Source organism: Bilophila wadsworthia ATCC 49260 (assembly GCF_000701705.1).
GTDB lineage: Bacteria > Desulfobacterota > Desulfovibrionia > Desulfovibrionales > Desulfovibrionaceae > Bilophila > Bilophila wadsworthia.
Genome location: NZ_JNJP01000001.1, coordinates 144,304 through 162,025 on the forward strand (window position 1 = coordinate 144,304; position 17,722 = coordinate 162,025).

Consider the following 17,722-nt stretch of genomic DNA (forward strand, 5'->3'; position numbering starts at 1 on the left):
TTGAGACGCCCACCCGCCCCCATCAGGGGGCACTCTCTACCCGCTTGTCTCCGGCCCGCATCAGCTGGCATACTTCCCTTTATGCTTCGGGGTTGCCACGGCAATCCCAAGAGGAGGCCCCCATGCCGTACATTATGGCCGTCGATCTCGGCGGCACCAATTGCCGTTTTGCCGGGTTCACGCTGGACAAGGGGATCCTCTCCCTGCACCGCATGGGCAAGCGCAAAACGGCGGAACTCCCGGACACGGGCGCACTCATCAGCGCCTGCGGAACGGCCTTGGATCGGCATCCCCGCACCGCCGACGCGTTCGTCGTCGGCATGGCTGGCCCCGTCGCCGATCCGCTGAAAGCCCGGCTGACCAACGCGCCTCTGGAAGTGGATCTGACCGACGCCGGGGAGCGGTACGGCATCCGCTCTTGCCGGATAATCAACGATTTCACGGCGGAAGCCTGCGCGTGCCTGACCGAAGCCGGTTCGAGCGCCCATTGCGTGCTCGGCGCTCCCGGCCCCCGTCCCGCCGGGCCCATCGGCATTATCGGCGCAGGCACGGGGCTGGGCACGGCCTCGCTCATCCGGGACAGCCACGGCTCATGGCTCCCCCTTCCAGCCGAGGGAGGGCATGTCATATTTCCTTTCATCGGCAAAGAGGAGGCGGCGTTTCAGGATTTCGCGGCGCGGGAACTCGGGCTCGCCTGCTTGAGCGGCGATGATGTGCTGTCAGGGCGCGGGCTTCGCCTGCTCCATCTGTTTCTCACCGGAGAACGCCGGGAGGCTCACGAAATCGCCGCCGAAGCGCTCGGGAGCGAAACCGGGACGCTGCGCTGGTACGCCCGTTTCTACGCCCGGGCCTGCCGGAACTGGGCGTTGTCCACACTTTGCACGGGCGGGCTGTTCATCACCGGCGGCATAGCCCTCCGCAACCCCCTCGTGACCGAGTGCGCCGCTTTCCGGGAAGCCTTTTATGAAGGCCCGCACCGGAGGCTGCTCGAACGCATCCCCGTACGCCGTTTCACCGACATGAACAGCGGGCTGTGGGGATCGGCATGGTTCGGGATGCGGATGACAGCATAGCGCGAAACCAGTGGGTTATGGGGCGGTACTCTTTTTCGGCACAAAAAAGCTTTCCGAATATGCCCCCTCATGGGTCAGCAGTTTTATTTTTTTATCGATCCCACCGGCATAGCCTGTCAAACTTCCGTTAGCCCCGACGACACGATGGCAAGGAATGATGATGGAAATGGCATTGTGCCCCACTGCGCCGCCTACCGCTTGCGCGGACATCCGTTCCCTATTGTGGAGCACGGCCATTTTTTGGGCCAGTTCCCCATAGGTTACGACTTCGCCATAGGGAATCTGGCAGAGGGCTTCCCATACCGCCTTCCTGAATTCACTTCCTGCCGGCTCAAGCTTCAACTCTGATATACGAGGTTTCTCGCCGGCAAAATACCGATCGAGCCATTCCTTGGCCTGAACGAACACCGGGAAATCGTCCTGTTCCCGGGCTTCCCCTTTCAAGCCATCCGCGAAATATTTCTGGCCTTCAATCCAGAGTCCGGCAAGAGCATCGCCTTTCGCCGCAAGCATGACCCGTCCCAAGGGCGTTGTGTGGTACGTTATGCGGTTCACCGTCCCCTCCTTTTCAGTAATCCCATCGGCATTTTTTCAAGTCCACATGCCTGTCGTCCTTCATGACGACCTGTTCCGCTTCCAGTAAAAGACGCTGTTCCAGCCATCCGGGTACAAGACGCCCCGCATGATTGACGACCCTGTGACACGGATAGTCACCATAATATTCCGCCATGCTCAGGACCTTTCCCACCAGCCTGGAGTTCTTGTCCCTGCCGATCAGCCGCGCAATCTGGCCGTACGTGGCAACACACCCTTCCGGTATTTCCTCAACAACAGAAAGTATCTCGTATATCAAATCCTTGTGTACCATGCGGCACCCCACGGCATATTCCCTACCCTTGACGGGAACAGGGCGTTTTTCCTTACCCCCTCAATCTCCACCAATCTGCGTTTTTTGTCCACGCCGACCAAATACCCGGTAGCGTATCGGGGGCTACGGGTTGCCACGTTTACGACACATCAGCAGCGTACCCGTTATTTACTGGAGAGACATGATCTGCTCCAAATTCCCGGTGGAGGTAACGGACCGTACACTTTAACAGAATGAAAATTTTCCCGAAAAAAGCCCCCATCAGATTTTCAACGTCGCGCCGCGTCAGGCCCGCGTTGCCTATCCGATGGGGGCATCGCCCCTTCTTCCCTGTTAGCGAAAAGCCCGGCAAACCCGTTTATGCCGTTCCCTTCAACCGGAACCGGCTTATCCGTCCACGCTGGGCGAGGTTCCATGCGTTCTTTTCGGCCGTCTGCCTTCTCTCTTTGGTTGGCGGAAGCCCAGTTACGTTTAAAGATAAAACAGAAGGCGGCTCACCGGGGGGGAGGCTTCTACCCCTTCCAAGCATTGCCCAAGCTCACAGCGACCAGCCGACAGCCTGTTCCCTGATGCGGATGAAGTCCGCATAGAGGCCGCCCTGCTCCATAAGCTCCTCATGCCGCCCGCGCTGGATGATCCGCCCCTTGTCGAGCACGAGGATCTGATCCGCCTTGCGCACGGTGGAGAGACGGTGCGCGATCATGATGACCGTCTTGTCGCGGGTCAGGGCTTCAAAGGCTTCCTGAAGCTGGCGTTCGTTTTCGGGGTCCACGCTGGCCGTGGCCTCGTCCAAGATGATCACGGGCGCGTCCTTCAGCATGGCGCGGGCCAGCGAAATGCGTTGCCGTTCCCCGCCGGAAAGCGATACGCCCCCCTCGCCCACGGGCGTCTCATACCCTTCGGGCAGGGCCATGATGAAGTCATGGCAGCGGGCCTTGCGCGCGGCTTCGCGGACTTCCTCCATCGTGGCGTCGGGCTTGCCGAAGCGGATATTGTTCAGGATGGTGTCCTCAAACAGGTATACGTTCTGAAACACCATGCTGATGTTGCGCAGCAGGCCGTCGCAGGTGTATTCCCGCACGTCGCGCCCGCCGAACAGCACCCTGCCCTCCTGCACGTCCCAGAACCGGGCGATCAGGCTGCACAGGGTCGTCTTGCCGCTGCCGGAAGGCCCGACGATCGCGGTGGTCGTCCCCTGCGGGATCACAAGATTGATCCCTCCGAGGAGGCGCGTCTCGTCGTAGGAAAACACCACATCCTCCATGCGGATGTCGAAGGACTCCGGCACGAAATCTTCCCCGCGCTCGTCCAGAAGCGGGGCATTCTTCAGGGCTTCCATGCGATCCAGCGCTACGGAAATGACGCGGGACAGCGCGGAAACGCTGCCCATCATTTCGATGTGCGCGTACAGCATGAAGCTCGAAACCATGAGCAGCAGGCATTTGATCAGATCCATATCGCCGCTCAGGTACAGCAGTCCCGAAGAGAGGAGCACGCCGAACGCCGCCACCTTGAACACCAGCTGGTAGGCTGCGGCCAACGTGGAGAAGGAACGCTCCAGATCGGTGTTGCTGGCGCAGCAGGCTTCGATGGCCTCGTCCACCGCCCTGTTGGAGCGGTCCCCAAGCCCGAACGCCTTCACCACGGCCATACCCTGAACATATTCCAAAACCGCCGCCACCAGCCTCGACTGCGCCGCCTGGCGTACCGGGGAGAGCTTCCTGCCCTTCCGCTGCATGGCCCCGTATACGAACAGGGACACCACGAGCCCCGCCGCCGTGATCAGGCCGGCGTGCCAATCGTACCACGAAATCAGCAGAGTGATGGCCACCGCGTGCACGAAGCCGTTCGCCACCTTGTCGAGGATTGCCACGGCGTTGGTTTCGATCTCGCCGAGCGTGGTGGTGAGCGTGGCTGTCAGCTCACCGAGCCGATTCTGGCTGAAATAGCCGAGCGGCACGCGCTTGAGGATTTCCCCCACTTCAATGCGCTTGTCCGCGCACATATCGTAGCTGGCGAGCATACGGCGTTCCGTGGCCCTCTTTCCGAATACGATTTTCCCGGCGACGCTCAGGCCCATAAGCCCGCCCGACGCGGCAACGGCGAACCAGCCACCGCCAGACGGGGACAGCACGGCCTCCAGCGCCACCACGATGGCGAGCACCGGAATGACTTCCGAAACGGAGTACAGCACCCCGTAGCCAAAGGCACACAGCAAATCCGTGCGGCAACGGCCTGAAAAATCGAGCAGCCTGCGGATCGTCTCAATCATGTTCCGCTCCTTCGGCATCCCGTGCCCCGGTATGCGATTCCCAGAGTCGCCCGTACAAAGGCGAGGTTTGCAGCAGTTCCGCGTGCGTGCCCACGGCGGACACACGGCCCCCGTCCATGACCACAATGCGATCCGCGCGGACGATGGTGGAAAGGCGGTGCGCAATGACCACCAGCGTCTTGTCCTTGACGAGGCGGCTGATCGACTCCTGAATGAACGCCTCGTTTTCGGGATCGGCAAAGGCCGTCGCCTCGTCCAGCACCACGATGGGGCTGTCCTTGAGCATGGCCCGCGCAATGGCGATGCGCTGGCGCTCGCCCCCGGAAAGGCGCGCCCCGGCATCCCCGGCAGGCGTATCATATCCGCCGGGCAATGCCTTGACGAAGCCGCACGCGGCAGCCTCCGCAGCCTCTTCCACTTCCCTGTCCGTGGCGTCCGGCCTGCCGAGGCGGATGTTTTCCCGCAGGCTGGCGTTGAACAGGAAATTGTCCTGCGAGACATAGGCGACGGACTGCATGACCTGAGACAACGGGAGATTGCGGACATCCACTCCGCCGAGCAGGATGCGCCCGCGATCCGCTTCCCAAAAGCTGACCAGCAGCTTGGCGAGCGTGGACTTGCCCGAGCCGGACGGCCCGACGATGGCGGTCATGCCGCCTTCCACGATCTTGAAAGACACATCCTGCAAGACCTCCCGCCCCGTCCCCGTATAGGCGAACGACACCTGATCAAACTCGATCCCATGCCCGCGCAACGGCACGCAGTTGGAAGGGCGCACCATTTCCGGCCTGCCCAGCAAGTCGGAAACCTCCTTGAGGGTGCTGTCCATCATGGCGAGGCTGTCCGTGTAGCCGAGCGCCTGCAAAATCGGCTGGATGAGCCCGAGCGACAGGATAAAGCAGGTGATCGCGGCGGGGGCGTCCAGCGTTCCGCTCATGTGGAAGTATATCCCGGCGGGCAGCACGGTGATCAACGAGGCCGGGGCAATGGCCATCCCCGCGACGTAATAGCCGTTGGTGGCGCGGAACCAGTCTTTCATGGCGTCCCGGTTGGCCCTGACCGCCACTACGAATTTCCCGTAGGAGGCCGAGGACTGGTTGAACGCCTTGATGACCTCAATCCCGTTGATATATTCCACAATGGCGGCGTTCATGCCCTTCCCCGCGTCCTGAACCGTGGCGTAGCGCTCCGCGTAATCCTTGGTCATGGCCATGTAGCAAAACAGCCCCACCGGGAACGTGGCCAGCGCCAGAAGCGCCATGCGCCAGTCCAGCCAGAACAGGTAGGCGGCCATGAACAACGGCACGAGCAGATTCGAGGTCAGTTCGGGGATGAGGTGCGCGAGGGGCACCTCCATCTTTTCCACCGTATCCACGATGAGCGTCTTGAGCTTGCCGGAGGGGGTCTCGATCACGTTGCCCAGCGGCATACGCGACAGCTTGGCCGCGATGTCCGTCCTGATGCCTTTCAGGATGGCGAAGGCCGCGCGGTGGGAGAGCACGGTGGACGCCGTGCCGAGCGCCACGCGCCCGGCCTGCCCCAACAGGGCTATCAGGGCGAAGAGGAACAGGCTTTCCGGCGTCGCCGTACCCGCATACAGATCCACGATCATGTATGATACCGCGAAATACGGCACCATGCCCGAAGCCACGCCGAGCACGGCAAGGCCCACCGAGGCGGCGAGAAGCCTGCGGCAAGGCCGCGCGAAGGACAGCAGCAGGCCGAGGCTGTTCGTGTTTTCCATGTCAGTCTCCCGAAACGACTTTACTGTTGCGGGGCACGTCCCGCGTGACCCATGTATTCGCGCCGATGACCGATCCCGCCCCGATGGTGATGTTGCCGAGGATGGTCGCGCCCGCGTACACGGTCACGTCGTCCTCCAGCTTCGGATGGCGGGGGATGCCCTTGATGAGCACCCCGTCGGCCCCCTTGGGGAAGGACAGCGCGCCGAGCGTAACCCCCTGATACAAGCGGCATCCCCTGCCGATGACGCACGTTTCCCCAATGACCACGCCGGTGCCGTGATCGATGAAGAACGCCTCCCCGACGGACGCGCCGGGATGGATGTCGATGCCGGTGATGGCGTGGGCCATTTCGCACAGGATGCGCGGGATGATCGGCACTTCGAGCAGGTACAGCTCGTGCGCGATGCGGTAGTGGATCATGGTCAGGATGGACGGGTAGCAAAAAATGGTTTCGCCCGCGCTGGTCGCAGCCGGGTCGCCCTGATAGGCGGCCCTTGCGTCCGTGGCGAGCAGACGCCGGATGTGCGGAAGCCGCTCGATGAACTCAAGCGCCTTTTCCCGCGAGATACGCTCGCACTCAAGGCACTCCTGCGCGTATTCCGCGCACGCAAAGCACGCGCCGCAGCGGATCTGCTCCGCCAGCTTGCGGAAAATGGAATCGAGGTTGGCGGAAAGATGGTAGCGCATGGACTCCATACGCACGTTGGACATGCCGAAGTAACCGGGGAACAAGGCTATCTTCAGGCGCGACAGGATTTCTCCCAGCACGTCCAGCGAAGGCATGGGCGCATCGTGGAGCGGGCGGTGGAAGACCCCCTCCAGCGACGAGGGGGCGCACAACTGCTCGACCACGCGGTCAAGCTCAGGCATGGCAAAAGGTGACAGGAATATCTGGCTCATCGGACATCCTTTCAGAATCATAAACGGTTTACGGAAGAAGGAATGCGTCAAGGAAGCAACCGGAGCAGCGCTTCCGCCTTCTCTCCATAAGGGGTCAAAAGCGCCTTCATGGGCCCGGCCATGTCCAGCTCGGCAATGAGCTCCGCAAGCTCCTCGTAATCAATCTCGGCCTGCTCGTAGAATTGCCGCACCGTGTCCGCGGAAAGCGTGCCGTTGCGGATCTGGTTGCAGAATTCAAAATCGACGTAGCTGTTGGTATTGTTGAGATAGGCCATGTACGCCCACAGCTTTACGAGGCGGCACCCTGAGGCGATGTACGTCTTGGAGAACCGCTTGATCGGCAGCCACTGGAGGCGTTCGCGCACGTGGCGCATCATGGCTTCGGGGCGGTAGGGGAAATACTGGAACGGGAACAGCAGTTCCGTCCCCTCCACGTGGATGGAATCCGGGAACAGCGGCAGCTCCGGCTCCCCGTAGCTCTCCCGCCAGCGGGCCAACGCCTTGCCCGTCTCCTCGGACAGCGTTTCCATGAGAAACTCGATAAGCACATCCTGCTCCGGGGTGTTGTGGATGCTTTCGCCCATGAGGAAAATCTGATCCGGGTTGTGCCCCGAAAACACCAGCGGGATGCCCATGCGCCGGGCGAACGCGCACGCCGAATGGATGAGGAAGCGCCCGCAGAACGTGCACACCTGCCCGCCGTCCGGCTGGAGCAGCGCCTTCTCGGTGAACAGGAAGCGGTAGTAGCGGCGCATGGCCTCCGGTTCCTGACGGAAGACGACATAGGGCAGATCCAGCTTCCGGGCGATGGTCTTCGCGTTCTCGAACGTCTCCGGGTACTCATAGTTGATGTCGATGATGAAGCCGAGAAGCCGCATTCCGTAGGTCTCCTTCAGGAGATCCGCCAGATACGCGCTGTCCTTGCCGCCGCTCATCATGATCAGGCCCTCGTAGGGCCGGGTGCCGCGCACGCGGTCCAGATAGGCGGCAAAGCGTTTTTCCAGCGCATCCCAATCGCGCCGGGCCTCTTCCGGGGCCGGTTTGGCGCACAGGGAGCACACGCCGTCCTCATTGAGCGTGACCTTGTGGAAGGGATCGTTCTGGAGGAAGCATTTCTTGCAAACGTGGTTCGTATAGCGAAACATGTCGTTCCTTGTTCGGCGGCGCGGCGGCCGCAGCCTGATTCCGGGGGACAACCCCGCCGGAGGGCGGCCAACCGCGCCGTGAACGGGTAAGGGTTACATTCTGGCGGCGTGCCCCGGGGCGAGGCTCCGGCACTGGTGCACCAGCGCTTCGAGACGGATGCGGACGCCGAGATCGGCCTGCCCGCTGAACCCTACGGTCATGAACGGGATGCCGGGGAACAGCGAACGGAAGCGCCCCTCAAGGCCCTGGATCACCGTGCCCGGCACGCAGTTGAAGGGAATGGCGTGGATGATCCCGCTGATGCCGCTCCGGGCCATTTCCACGGACGCCCCGAAACCGAGGCCCGCATCGAGGCTCAGGCCGCTCTGCCCGATGACCTCCCAGATGGGCTTTTCATACGGATCGGGAAGCACGGAGGCCGCATGGCGGCGCATCTTGCGCTCAATGCGGTTTAGGATGCCGTGCTGGACGCGGTGGATGAACGCCTTAACGCGGTGCCGCCCCAGTTCCTGAAAGTACCGCTGCTTGTAGAGCGAGTACCACAGCACCTCCATGATCGCGGGCATACGTATCTCCCCGCCCATCTGCTCCACACTCTGGATGATGTTGTTGCTGGCGTAATCCACGTTGCGGAGGTACGCCTCGCCCACGAGCCCGATGAGGGGACGCGGCCTGCTCCGATCCACGGGCACGGCGCGCATGGCTTCCACCATGCCGATCACGGCCCGCTCCACGTCGCCCTTTGCCTCCACGACCTCCACGAGCCGGTCGAGGCAGGCGTAGTAGGCCCTGTCCGTGTCCCCCGCCCCGGTCTCGTAGGGCCGGATGTGCAGGCGCAGCTTTTCCAAGATGTCCGCCGCAATAAAGCCGCGCCACGCCAACATGCCGCAGGAGGCCCCGGACATGATCGCGTGGAGCTTGCGGTTTGCACCCTGATACTCGTCCACAAGCGCCGCCCCGCCGAGCCCCATATCCTCAAAGACGATCTGCTGGAGCGTATTGAAAAGGTCGTAGCGGCAGCTCCCGCACGAGCCGGGCATGAAGAACGCGGCCTTCGCCGGGTCCACGCCGTCCTCCTTGATCAGACGCACCATATCCCCGGTCATGAGGGTGCAGGGCAGACACTCCTTCCCGTCGAGGCAGCGGCGGCCCCATTCGAGGCTCCGCTTGTCGGGCGGCGGGAGGAGTTTGGCGTTGATGCCGTGCGCCCTGAGCGCGGCGGCCCACACCGCCATGCCGTTGGCGGCATGGGGCAGGTACAGCACGCGATCACCGCCGGGATCGAATTCGATCTTGCGCGTGCGCCGGGGCGCGATCTCCCGCGCGGCGTCGAAGTTCGCCACAGCATCAAGGAACGCCTCGCAGCGCGTGACCACGCCCGCCTCGGCGGAATGCTCGTCGATCTCAAGCAGCAGGAACGGCTTTTCGCCCATTTCCCTGCCAAAGAAACGCGGGTACATGGAATCGTTGACGCAGCCGAAATTCGCCAGATAGATGGCGTTGAGCCGCGCGTCCCGCCGGATGATGTCGGCGGCGGCAAGCGTGCGCTGCCCCATCGCAAGCGTCATATTGCGCCACGCCTCGCCCACATCCGGCGAATGGAACAGATCCAGCAGATCGCTGGGGATGGTCTGGATGCCCATGCCCCGCAGGATGCGGGCAAGGTTCAAGTTGGTGCCGGGATCGTGGATGTTGTGGGCCTTGCCCACCAGCACCACGGCCTTGCCGTCCGGCCCCAGAGCGTCGAGCGCCTCCCTGCCGAGGGCGTTGCGGGCCTCGCGGAACCGGGCCTGCGCGGCATAGGCCTCATCGCAGGCGCGCCGCACCTCCGCCCTTGAAGAGACGCCGAGGGACGCCGCCGTACGTTCCAGTTCGCGCAGCACCTGCTCCCGCCCCATGCGGAAATGCAGCGCCGGACGGATCAGCCGGATGCCGGACGCCTCCAGTTTGAACGCCTCATTCACCAGATCGGGGATGAACTGGATGTAGCTGCAATGGTTGGCATAGGGATGCGCCTCGGCGGTGGGGAACGTTTCCCGCAGGGACGGGATAAGCATGGCCCCGGCCTTGCCTTCCAGCACGGCCTCCTTCATCCACGCCGCATGTCCGTGCGCCACCTTGGTAGGGAAGCAGGCGGCGCTGGCCACCCCGGAAACGCCCCGCCGGACGATCTCCGCGTTGGTGGGCGGCGAAAGCAGGAGCGAAAAGCCCAGTTCCGAGAAAAAGGCCTGAAAGAACGGGTAATATTCATGGAAAGTCAGCATACGGGGATAGCCGATGACGCCCCTCGAGCCCGCCTTGTCCTTCGGCTGGTAGGCCGACATGAGCAGGCGTTCGCGCTCCGCGAACAGATCCCGCAGGCCCTCGCCCCCCGAAGAGCGCCGCACCTCGTAGCGTTCGCACCGTCCGCCATAAAACAGGGGCCGATGCCCTTCGACCAATATCTTGCTGATATCGCACTGGTTCGCGCACAAATTGCACTGGAAGGATTCCTGCCGGTACCCTTTTTCGAGCACCCCAAACCCTGTGAACCCGGTGGCGAACCCCGGCGTTTCCAGCATCTTGCGCCGCGCGATGAGGCAGCACCCGATGGCCCCCATCACCTCATTGTGCGGGGGTACTGTGATCGCCTTCCCGGTGAGCCGCTCAAAGGCCGCAAGCACCGCCGTATTGAAGGCCACCCCGCCCTGAAACAGGATATGATCGCCCACGGGCCGCTTTTCCACGACCCTGTGCAGATAGTTGGTGGCGATGCTGTAGGCGAGGCCCCCGGCGATGTCGCTGACCGGCGTGCCCCGCTGCTGGTGGCGCACCACCTCGGAGTCGATGAACACGGTACACTGCTCGCCGCAGTCCACGGGGTGCTCAGCGGCAAGGGCCAGACGCGCGAAATCCCGCTTGATGCTGATGCCGAGCTTTTCCGCCTGTTCTTCAAGGAAGCTGCCCGTCCCGGCGGCGCAGGCCTTGTTCATGGTGAAATCCTTGACGAGGCCATTCTCCAGCCGCACGTACTTGGAATCCTGCCCTCCGATCTCGAAAATGGTGTCCACCTCCGGGCAGATGAACGCCGAAGCCGTGGCATGGGCCGTGATCTCGTTGACCACCACGTCCGCCCCGGCCAGATCCCCGATGAGGTGGCGCCCCGAACCGGTCACGCCCACGGCCTGCACGTCCGCAAGCTCCCCGTACCGTTCAAGGATATCCCGGAACCCCGTCCGCACCGCCTCGATGGGACGGCTGGCGGTCATGAGGTAGTACTTCGCCACGACCTCACGGTTTTCATCCATGAGCACGATATTGGTGGAGATGGAACCGATGTCGATGCCGAGGAACACCCGGGTACGGCGCTCCAGCGGCAGGCACAGGCTGCTCCGGATCGAGTCGCCGTCGTCCGCCGCGAGCGGGGAAGCCGCCGGCTCGCGGGGTGCGGAGGACGGAGAGCCGCCCTCCGGGATGCGCGCCTCGGGACGCCCCGGCAGACCGCGCGTTCCCGCTCCGTCCGGCAGGGAGGAGGCGGACGGACGGAGCGGCGGCATGAATCCCGCGGAAACCTTCGGCCCTTCATCCGACGCTCCCCGGCATCCCGGAGGAGACACGCTGACGGGCTGCAACGGAACCAGCGTTTTCATGGGCACCCGCTGCCGGAGCCCTTCCCGGAACGCGGCCAGCCCCTTGTAGGGTACGGCTTCCCCCTGCCCTCCAAGCAGGAACAACGCCGCGCCGAACGCGCCGGAAAGCGCGAAATCCTCGGGCACGAACAACCCATCCTCCTCAAGGTGCAGGACGGAACGCAGGGCCTTGACTACGCCCGCGTTGGCGGCAACCCCGCCGACCAGCGCCACGGGCAGTTCCAACGCCTTCACACCCACCACGTTGGCCTTGAAGCTGCGGGCCAGCGCGTGGCACAGCCCGGCTACGATGTCCTCTACGGGGGTGCCCTTCTGCTGGAGGTGGATCATGTCCGACTTGGCAAAGACCGAGCAGCGCCCGGCAATACGGGCGGGAGCCCGCGACCGGAGCGCGGCCTCCCCGAATTCGGTTTCGATGTCGAGGCCGAGGCGGGTAGCCTGCTGATCGAGGAAGCTGCCCGTGCCGGACGCGCACATGGAGCTGACCGAAAAGTCCTTGAGCCGCAGGCCGTCCCCCTCCCCGGCGGGCTCAAGCTGGATGTACTTGCTGTCCTGCCCGCCGATGTCGATGACGGAACGCGCCTGCGGGTAGCGGGACGAAGCCGCCGCCACCTGCGCGATGACCTCGTTTACAGCGCACGCGCCGAGCAGACGGCCCACACGATCCGCGCCCGTGCCCGTGACCGCCGCGGCGATGCCTGCGTGCGTCCGCTCCAGCGCCTCAAGCTCGGCGCACAACACCTTATCCGGCTGTCCGTGATGACGGACATACCGGCTGTACAGGGGTGTCCCCAACCCGTCGAGAAGGACCACATCGACACTTATTGAACCAATGTCCAAGCCAAGAATGCGGGCATCCGCGGGAAAACCGGAAAAAGACGAAGCGCTCATGACCATTCAAGCCCGCCAAGCGTTGAGGGATGCGGCAGGAAGCCGATGTCGACGCAATAGTCCAGATAGCGGCGCAGCAGGGCCGGATCGGGCGGCGGGCAGCTTATGCCCGATCCCTTGAGCCGCCGCAGCGTTTCGCTGGCATCAAAGATAGCGGGGGACTTCTCGTAGTCGCCCAGATAGACGATCACGCTTTGCAGGCCGCGCAAGAAAAGTTCGTCGTCCGAATCAAGCACTTCCTCAAGGTAACGCTCCGCTGGCACGGTGCGCACGGGGAACCCGTAGTCACGGATGATGTCCCAGATCTGGGACTTGAGGATGGGCTGCGGGTTGCACACATGATACGTGCCCGGAGGCGTGTCCGGCTGGAACGCGATGTGGACGATGGCCGCCGCGGCATAATCCACCGGAGTCAGATCCATGTAGTCGTCGTCATACAGCGGCGGGGCCGTGCGCATGAATATGTGCCCCTGAAGGTGCAGATACTGGGCGTCGGACGTGATGTGCTTCTTGAAGCGGCCCGTCTTCGAATCGCCCATAATAAAGCCCGGACGGAAAATCCGCACAGCGTGCCCGGCGAGCATGGCGGGACGCAGGCGCTTTTCCGCCTCGTATTTGGTTTCGACGTACACGTTGGGGCATTCCATGCTTTCGTGGAAGTCCGCTTCCGTGAACAGGTTCTTTGGGTTGTCGCAGCGCCGCCCGCTCACCGCCAGCGTCGAAATGTGGTTCAGCGTCTTGGGCATTCCTGCCGAGCAGAAGGCGAGCAGGTTTTCCGTGCCCTGCACGTTCACTTTCAGGAACTGTTCCAGCTTGCCGAAATGCCAGAGCATGGCGGCGGCGTGGAAGACCGCGCCCGTGCGCTCCGCGAGCTCCGCATATCCCGCTTCGGAAAGTCCGAACCGCTCTTTCGCCAGATCCCCTTCCACGATGGCGATGCGCTCAAGCGGCCACGCTTCCACGGCGTCCGCACCAAACAGGAAATGCAGGTTGTCCATGAGCCGGGCCCGCGCGCCGAGCGTGCCGTCCGAACGGGTCAGGCAATAGATCGGCATTTCGGTACGCTCGACAAGTTCCTTGAGGAGATAGCCGCCGAGAAAACCGGTCGCGCCGGTGAGCAACACGCCGGGCCGTCCGTAAGCCGGGGCAGAGGCAAGATTCGTCATGTTCAACGCTCCTGAGAAAGGGAAAACGCCGTCCAGTACCGCCCATGCCGGAACGCGAGCAGCAGCATCAGCGCCCCGAGGATCAGCCCGGCGGACATGAAGATGAAAATGAACCATTTTGCGGTAATGGGGGCTGGCTGCACGCCGAGCAGGTCAAGCAGCGCCTCCAGTGCGGCCTGACCGAAGGCGAGGGCCGTATAGCCGCCCACAGCCGCCGTCCAGAGCCGATTGCGCGAGGTGCGGCACAGGAAGCCCACAAGCTGCGAGAACAGCGCCAGCCCGTACAGGAAATCGACGATGTACACGGTGGGCCAGTTCCACGGGCGCGGGTCCGGGGCGACGGCGCCGAGCAGGATCAACGGCAGCGACAGGGTGCACACCGCCGCGATGGGGAACCCGAGCGCGACCACGAGGCGGGCATACAGTTTCATAGGCGCCCCCATTCTCCGGGAAGAGCGCCCCCGGTAATCACATATCCCTGCGCCAGAAAATGCCGCATGAAGGCTTGCGGATCCGGCATCTGCGCCGCCCGGAACACATCCGGCTCCATACCCTCCGCCGCAAGGCGCGCGCCGATGGCGGCGCACAATCCGGTGGCCCGATAGGTATCCTCAAGGAACAACGTCCTGACCACGCTCCGGGGCTGGCCCCGCAGCGTCCCGCGCATACGCAAGTGCAGCATGAACCCCGGCTTCCTGCCGCGCATGTCCAGTTCCGCCGCCCGCATGATCAGCCGGGCCGACTGCGCCAGCCGCCGTTCCGTGCCGTACCATCCGGCCAGCCGTACCAGCACCGTGGCAAGAGTTACCCAGCGCCCCCAGTTGTTGCCGTACACGTGCGCCTCGCTGATGCCCGACTCCTCGACAAACCGCTGCAAGTCATCGCGCATCAGCCGGAAGACCGTATGCCTCCCCACGGGCGCGGGAAGATCCATGCGCCTGCCCGAAGCGAGCAGCCCGGCCTGCCTGCGCACGCCCTGTTCGTAGTAGACGGGCGCTTCGCCGTTGCCGATGTTGCCGACGCCCCACGCGATGTCCCACGCGGACGGGAACGTCCAGCGATCCCGCCCCACGCACGCGTATTCAAAGCCTTCCACCTGATCGAAGCACGTCCGGGCCACATACACGGGGAAGAGTTCGGACAGGCCCGGCAGGATGCCGAGCGTGAGCAGGAACGTCAGCCGCTTGGCGCGGATTTCCGGCCTCCGGGAAGAGAGTATCGGAAACAGCGGCGTATACCCGCCCGGATCAACGTAATGGCAGCCGCCGGCCAGCGCAGCGGCGGCCACCCGTTCCCGGACGGCGGAAGCGGGCCCCGCGCAGTTGATGACAAGGGAGCATTGTCCGCAAAAACGGGCGAGCGAAGCTTCGTCAAAGACATCCACGGACAGGAAGGAACCGGGAAGCGCTTCCCTCGGCGGCTTCCTCCCGCCGATGAGCAACCCGAACGCCGTGTTTTCATGCAGATAGCGGAGACATTCGCGCCCCACCCGGCCAGTACCGCCAATCACCCCGATCATACGGCCGTTCATACGCCCCTCCGCGCCGTCTCCCCGGAAAAAGGAGGGTTGGAAGGGGCTTTAAGCGGACGGAATGTCAGCAGTATGGCGGGTACGAGAAAATAATCCGCGAACAACGCCCAGCCAAAGGCGAAGCAGCCGAGCCCCCCAAACTTTACCACGCCCACCATGTCCGAGAACAGGAGCACGGAGAACCCGCACAGCATGGTCATGGTCGTGAACAGCATGGGCCGCCCGGTGGACAGCAGCGTCTCTTCAAGCGCCTTCTCATAGGAGCCGGTGCGGGCGAAGGATTCGCGGTAATGAAACAGGAAGTGTATCGTGTCGTCGACCACCACCCCGATGATGATCGCGCTGAAGCTCATGAGCGGCATGTCCATGTAAATCCCGGACACCCCCATCAGGCCGAGGGTGACGAATACCGGGAAGATGTTGGGCAGCATACTGAGGAGGCCGAGCCGGAGGGAACCGAGCGCGAAGCACATGATCACGCTCACGACCAGCAGGGCCGCCAGAAAGCTCTGGCGCTGGCCATCCGCGAGGAGGTCGTTCATGGACTTCGTCCAGTCGAGGTTCCCCGCCATGCGCACCTTGACCGTGTCCCCGAACACGCCCCGCGAGAAGGCGGCGACGTCCTCGGACAGGCGGCGCACGTCCCCGGTGCCGAGGGTGCGGGTCTTGGCGGTCAGGCGGGCCACGCGGCTGTCGAAGCTCACCAGCTTGTCCAGCTCGCGCCCGTCGGACATTTCGTACAGCAGCAGATATTGGGCGATGGCGGCATCGTCCCCGTCGGGAAGCGCATAGGCCGCCTTGTCCCCGCCATGCATGGACTCGTTGATTTTCTTGATGATATCGAGGACGCTGACCGTTTTGGTGACCAGCGGCGATACATCGAGGTGCTGCTGGAGGCGCTCAAGCCCGCGCAGGAACGCCTGCGACTTCACCCCGTTCTCCCGCCCGGTGTCGAGCATGATCTCGACGGACATGGAACCGCCCATGCGTTCATCCACAAAGTCGTAGGCCTGCCGCAGCGGGAGGGACTTCGAGAGCATCCGGGCCGTGCCCGTCTCCACCTCAACCAAGGTGTATCCGTAGACGGACACCCCGAGCAGCACCACAAACAGCGCCAGCAATACTTTGGGATACCGGACATTGATCAGGTAGACCCTGCCGAGGAAACGGTCGAAGATGTCCGGCGTTCCGATCCGGATCGGCGTTGACGGGGAAGCAGTACGGGCGGGCGCACCGGGCATCCCCGGAGTGGGCGCGGACGGCGCCTTATCCCTCTCAGTACTGTAAAGGAGCAGCACGACGAGGATACTGAGGATATAGGCCATGAGCGCGCCCACGGACGCGTAGACGCCCATTTCCCGGAACGGCTGGATATCCGCCGCGCAGAAACCGAGGAATCCCGCCGCCGTGGTCAGGCTGGTGAGCAGGCACGGCATACCCGTCTCGGACATGGCCTGCCGCAGGGCCGCGACGACACCGAGCCCTCCCCGGCGGTGCTGGTTATAGATGGCGATGATGTGCATGGAATCGCCGATGCACACGCAGATCAGCAGGGTCGGGATCAGGATAATGAACAGATTCAGGGTAAAGCCGAGCACCTGAATCATGCCGAGCGTCCAGATCACGCTCAGCACCACCACGGAAATGGGGCCTATCACGCCGCGCACGCCCTTGCCGAGCCAGAACAGCAGAACCATCTGGATGAGCAGGCACAGCCCGAAAAAGGTAGCGGATTCCTTGAAGGACAGCTCGTTGTAGTCGTTGTGCAGGATGGGCTGGCCCACGGCGTGGATCGAAAATCCGGCATACTCCGGCTGCGCCAGCACCTCGCGCAGCGCATGGGTCACTTCCGAGCGCGGCTCCACGCTGTCCCTGGGATACGTCCGCATTTCAAGGAGCATCCCCACGGTCTTCCCGTCCGAGGAAATGAGGTTGTCCCGATAGTTCTTCTCGGCCAGCGCCCGCCGCCGGAGTTCCGGCATGGACGCGGCGTCGTACGTTTCCGGATCGATGAAATCCGAAACGACGATCCCCTCGGCGTCGGCTTCGATGCGCTCGGCGTTCCCAAGCCAGGTCACGTCGCGCAGGTACGGGACCTTTTTACGGATATCGGACACGAGATCGGAAAGCAGGCGCAGCGATTCGGGAGAGAACAGCGTGTCCGCGTCAAACACCAAATAGACGAAATCGTCGTTCCCGAAGAGCTTGTGAAACGTGTTGATGCGCTCCAGCGAGGGATCGCCCTCGGAAAACCATATCTCGTTGGAATTGTCGAATTGCAGATCCTGCATCTTCCACAGGAAAAACGCCGTCAACAGCACGATCAGGACGGCAACCGCGCCCCGTCTGCGGAGGACCCAGTCGGTCAGGCGGCCAAAGAAAAAGGAGGACATACTCACCTGCGGATAGTCGGCGGGGCTTCCCGCCGGATTGCGTCTGTGGAGAGGAACCGGGGCCGATCAGCGGATCGGCCCCGGGCGGCAGAGCCGCTCCCGGACAGG

Annotated in this window: 12 protein-coding genes; 1 reads left to right on the forward strand and 11 read right to left on the reverse strand. The window is 63.4% G+C overall.

Annotated elements, in window-relative coordinates; all coding sequences use genetic code 11:
- The first annotated feature begins 122 nt into the window (after positions 1 to 122).
- Entirely contained in the window at positions 123 to 1,073 is a 951-nt protein-coding gene (locus T370_RS0100650; RefSeq protein WP_029434392.1) for a glucokinase, read from the forward strand.
- A 15-nt stretch (positions 1,074 to 1,088) separates the two neighbouring features.
- Here the strand turns inward: T370_RS0100650 and T370_RS0100655 are convergent, their stop codons facing one another.
- The 11 genes from T370_RS0100655 to T370_RS0100705 all read right to left on the reverse strand — a co-directional run bounded on the left by T370_RS0100655 (position 1,089) and on the right by T370_RS0100705 (position 17,614).
- Positions 1,089 to 1,628 carry a methylated-DNA--[protein]-cysteine S-methyltransferase gene (locus tag T370_RS0100655; protein ID WP_005026376.1) on the reverse strand — a complete coding sequence of 180 codons (540 nt, stop codon included), beginning with the start codon at positions 1,626 to 1,628 and terminating at the stop codon, positions 1,089 to 1,091.
- A 13-nt stretch (positions 1,629 to 1,641) separates the two neighbouring features.
- Complete coding sequence (locus T370_RS0100660) at positions 1,642 to 1,941, reverse strand: MGMT family protein (protein ID WP_029434393.1); 300 nt, start codon at positions 1,939 to 1,941, stop codon at positions 1,642 to 1,644.
- Between the two features lie 538 nt (positions 1,942 to 2,479).
- On the reverse strand, positions 2,480 to 4,213 hold the full coding sequence (locus T370_RS0100665) for an ABC transporter ATP-binding protein (RefSeq protein WP_029434394.1): 1,734 nt from the start codon (positions 4,211 to 4,213) through the stop codon (positions 2,480 to 2,482).
- Complete coding sequence (locus tag T370_RS0100670; RefSeq protein WP_029434395.1) at positions 4,206 to 5,957, reverse strand: ABC transporter ATP-binding protein; 1,752 nt, start codon at positions 5,955 to 5,957, stop codon at positions 4,206 to 4,208. The genes T370_RS0100665 and T370_RS0100670 overlap by 8 nt, the downstream gene beginning before the upstream one ends.
- Before the next feature lies 1 nt (position 5,958).
- Positions 5,959 to 6,858 carry a serine O-acetyltransferase EpsC gene (gene epsC / locus T370_RS0100675; protein WP_016360809.1) on the reverse strand — a complete coding sequence of 300 codons (900 nt, stop codon included), beginning with the start codon at positions 6,856 to 6,858 and terminating at the stop codon, positions 5,959 to 5,961.
- A 47-nt stretch (positions 6,859 to 6,905) separates the two neighbouring features.
- Positions 6,906 to 8,003 carry an adenine nucleotide alpha hydrolase family protein gene (locus T370_RS0100680; RefSeq protein ID WP_029434396.1) on the reverse strand — a complete coding sequence of 366 codons (1,098 nt, stop codon included), beginning with the start codon at positions 8,001 to 8,003 and terminating at the stop codon, positions 6,906 to 6,908.
- A gap of 93 nt (positions 8,004 to 8,096) precedes the next feature.
- The gene (locus T370_RS0100685) at positions 8,097 to 12,524 is read right to left on the reverse strand and encodes an acyl-CoA dehydratase activase (protein ID WP_248604180.1); all 4,428 of its coding nucleotides are present in this window, start codon (positions 12,522 to 12,524) and stop codon (positions 8,097 to 8,099) included.
- Positions 12,521 to 13,690, reverse strand: a complete 1,170-nt coding sequence (locus tag T370_RS0100690) for an SDR family oxidoreductase (RefSeq protein WP_029434398.1) — start codon at positions 13,688 to 13,690, stop codon at positions 12,521 to 12,523. The genes T370_RS0100685 and T370_RS0100690 overlap by 4 nt, the downstream gene beginning before the upstream one ends.
- Before the next feature lie 2 nt (positions 13,691 to 13,692).
- Complete coding sequence (locus tag T370_RS0100695) at positions 13,693 to 14,121, reverse strand: hypothetical protein (protein WP_029434399.1); 429 nt, start codon at positions 14,119 to 14,121, stop codon at positions 13,693 to 13,695.
- A complete protein-coding gene (locus tag T370_RS0100700; RefSeq protein WP_029434400.1) occupies positions 14,118 to 15,221 on the reverse strand; it encodes a saccharopine dehydrogenase NADP-binding domain-containing protein in 1,104 nt (367 codons plus the stop codon). Before T370_RS0100700 ends, T370_RS0100695 begins: the two co-directional genes overlap by 4 nt.
- A complete protein-coding gene (locus T370_RS0100705) occupies positions 15,218 to 17,614 on the reverse strand; it encodes an efflux RND transporter permease subunit (RefSeq protein ID WP_029434401.1) in 2,397 nt (798 codons plus the stop codon). The genes T370_RS0100700 and T370_RS0100705 overlap by 4 nt, the downstream gene beginning before the upstream one ends.
- Between the last annotated feature and the right edge of the window lie 108 nt (positions 17,615 to 17,722).

What these genes read in the sequence shown, in the direction of transcription:
- T370_RS0100685 (WP_248604180.1), bottom strand. Translation starts at nt 12,524, where the DNA reads ATGAGCGCTTCGTCTTTTTCCGGTTTTCCCGCGGATGCCCGCATTCTT.
- T370_RS0100695 (WP_029434399.1), bottom strand. Translation starts at nt 14,121, where the DNA reads ATGAAACTGTATGCCCGCCTCGTGGTCGCGCTCGGGTTCCCCATCGCG.
- T370_RS0100650 (WP_029434392.1), top strand. Translation starts at nt 123, where the DNA reads ATGCCGTACATTATGGCCGTCGATCTCGGCGGCACCAATTGCCGTTTT.
- T370_RS0100705 (WP_029434401.1), bottom strand. Translation starts at nt 17,614, where the DNA reads ATGTCCTCCTTTTTCTTTGGCCGCCTGACCGACTGGGTCCTCCGCAGA.
- T370_RS0100665 (WP_029434394.1), bottom strand. Translation starts at nt 4,213, where the DNA reads ATGATTGAGACGATCCGCAGGCTGCTCGATTTTTCAGGCCGTTGCCGC.
- T370_RS0100680 (WP_029434396.1), bottom strand. Translation starts at nt 8,003, where the DNA reads ATGTTTCGCTATACGAACCACGTTTGCAAGAAATGCTTCCTCCAGAAC.
- T370_RS0100690 (WP_029434398.1), bottom strand. Translation starts at nt 13,690, where the DNA reads ATGACGAATCTTGCCTCTGCCCCGGCTTACGGACGGCCCGGCGTGTTG.
- T370_RS0100660 (WP_029434393.1), bottom strand. Translation starts at nt 1,941, where the DNA reads ATGGTACACAAGGATTTGATATACGAGATACTTTCTGTTGTTGAGGAA.
- epsC (WP_016360809.1), bottom strand. Translation starts at nt 6,858, where the DNA reads ATGAGCCAGATATTCCTGTCACCTTTTGCCATGCCTGAGCTTGACCGC.
- T370_RS0100670 (WP_029434395.1), bottom strand. Translation starts at nt 5,957, where the DNA reads ATGGAAAACACGAACAGCCTCGGCCTGCTGCTGTCCTTCGCGCGGCCT.
- T370_RS0100700 (WP_029434400.1), bottom strand. Translation starts at nt 15,221, where the DNA reads ATGAACGGCCGTATGATCGGGGTGATTGGCGGTACTGGCCGGGTGGGG.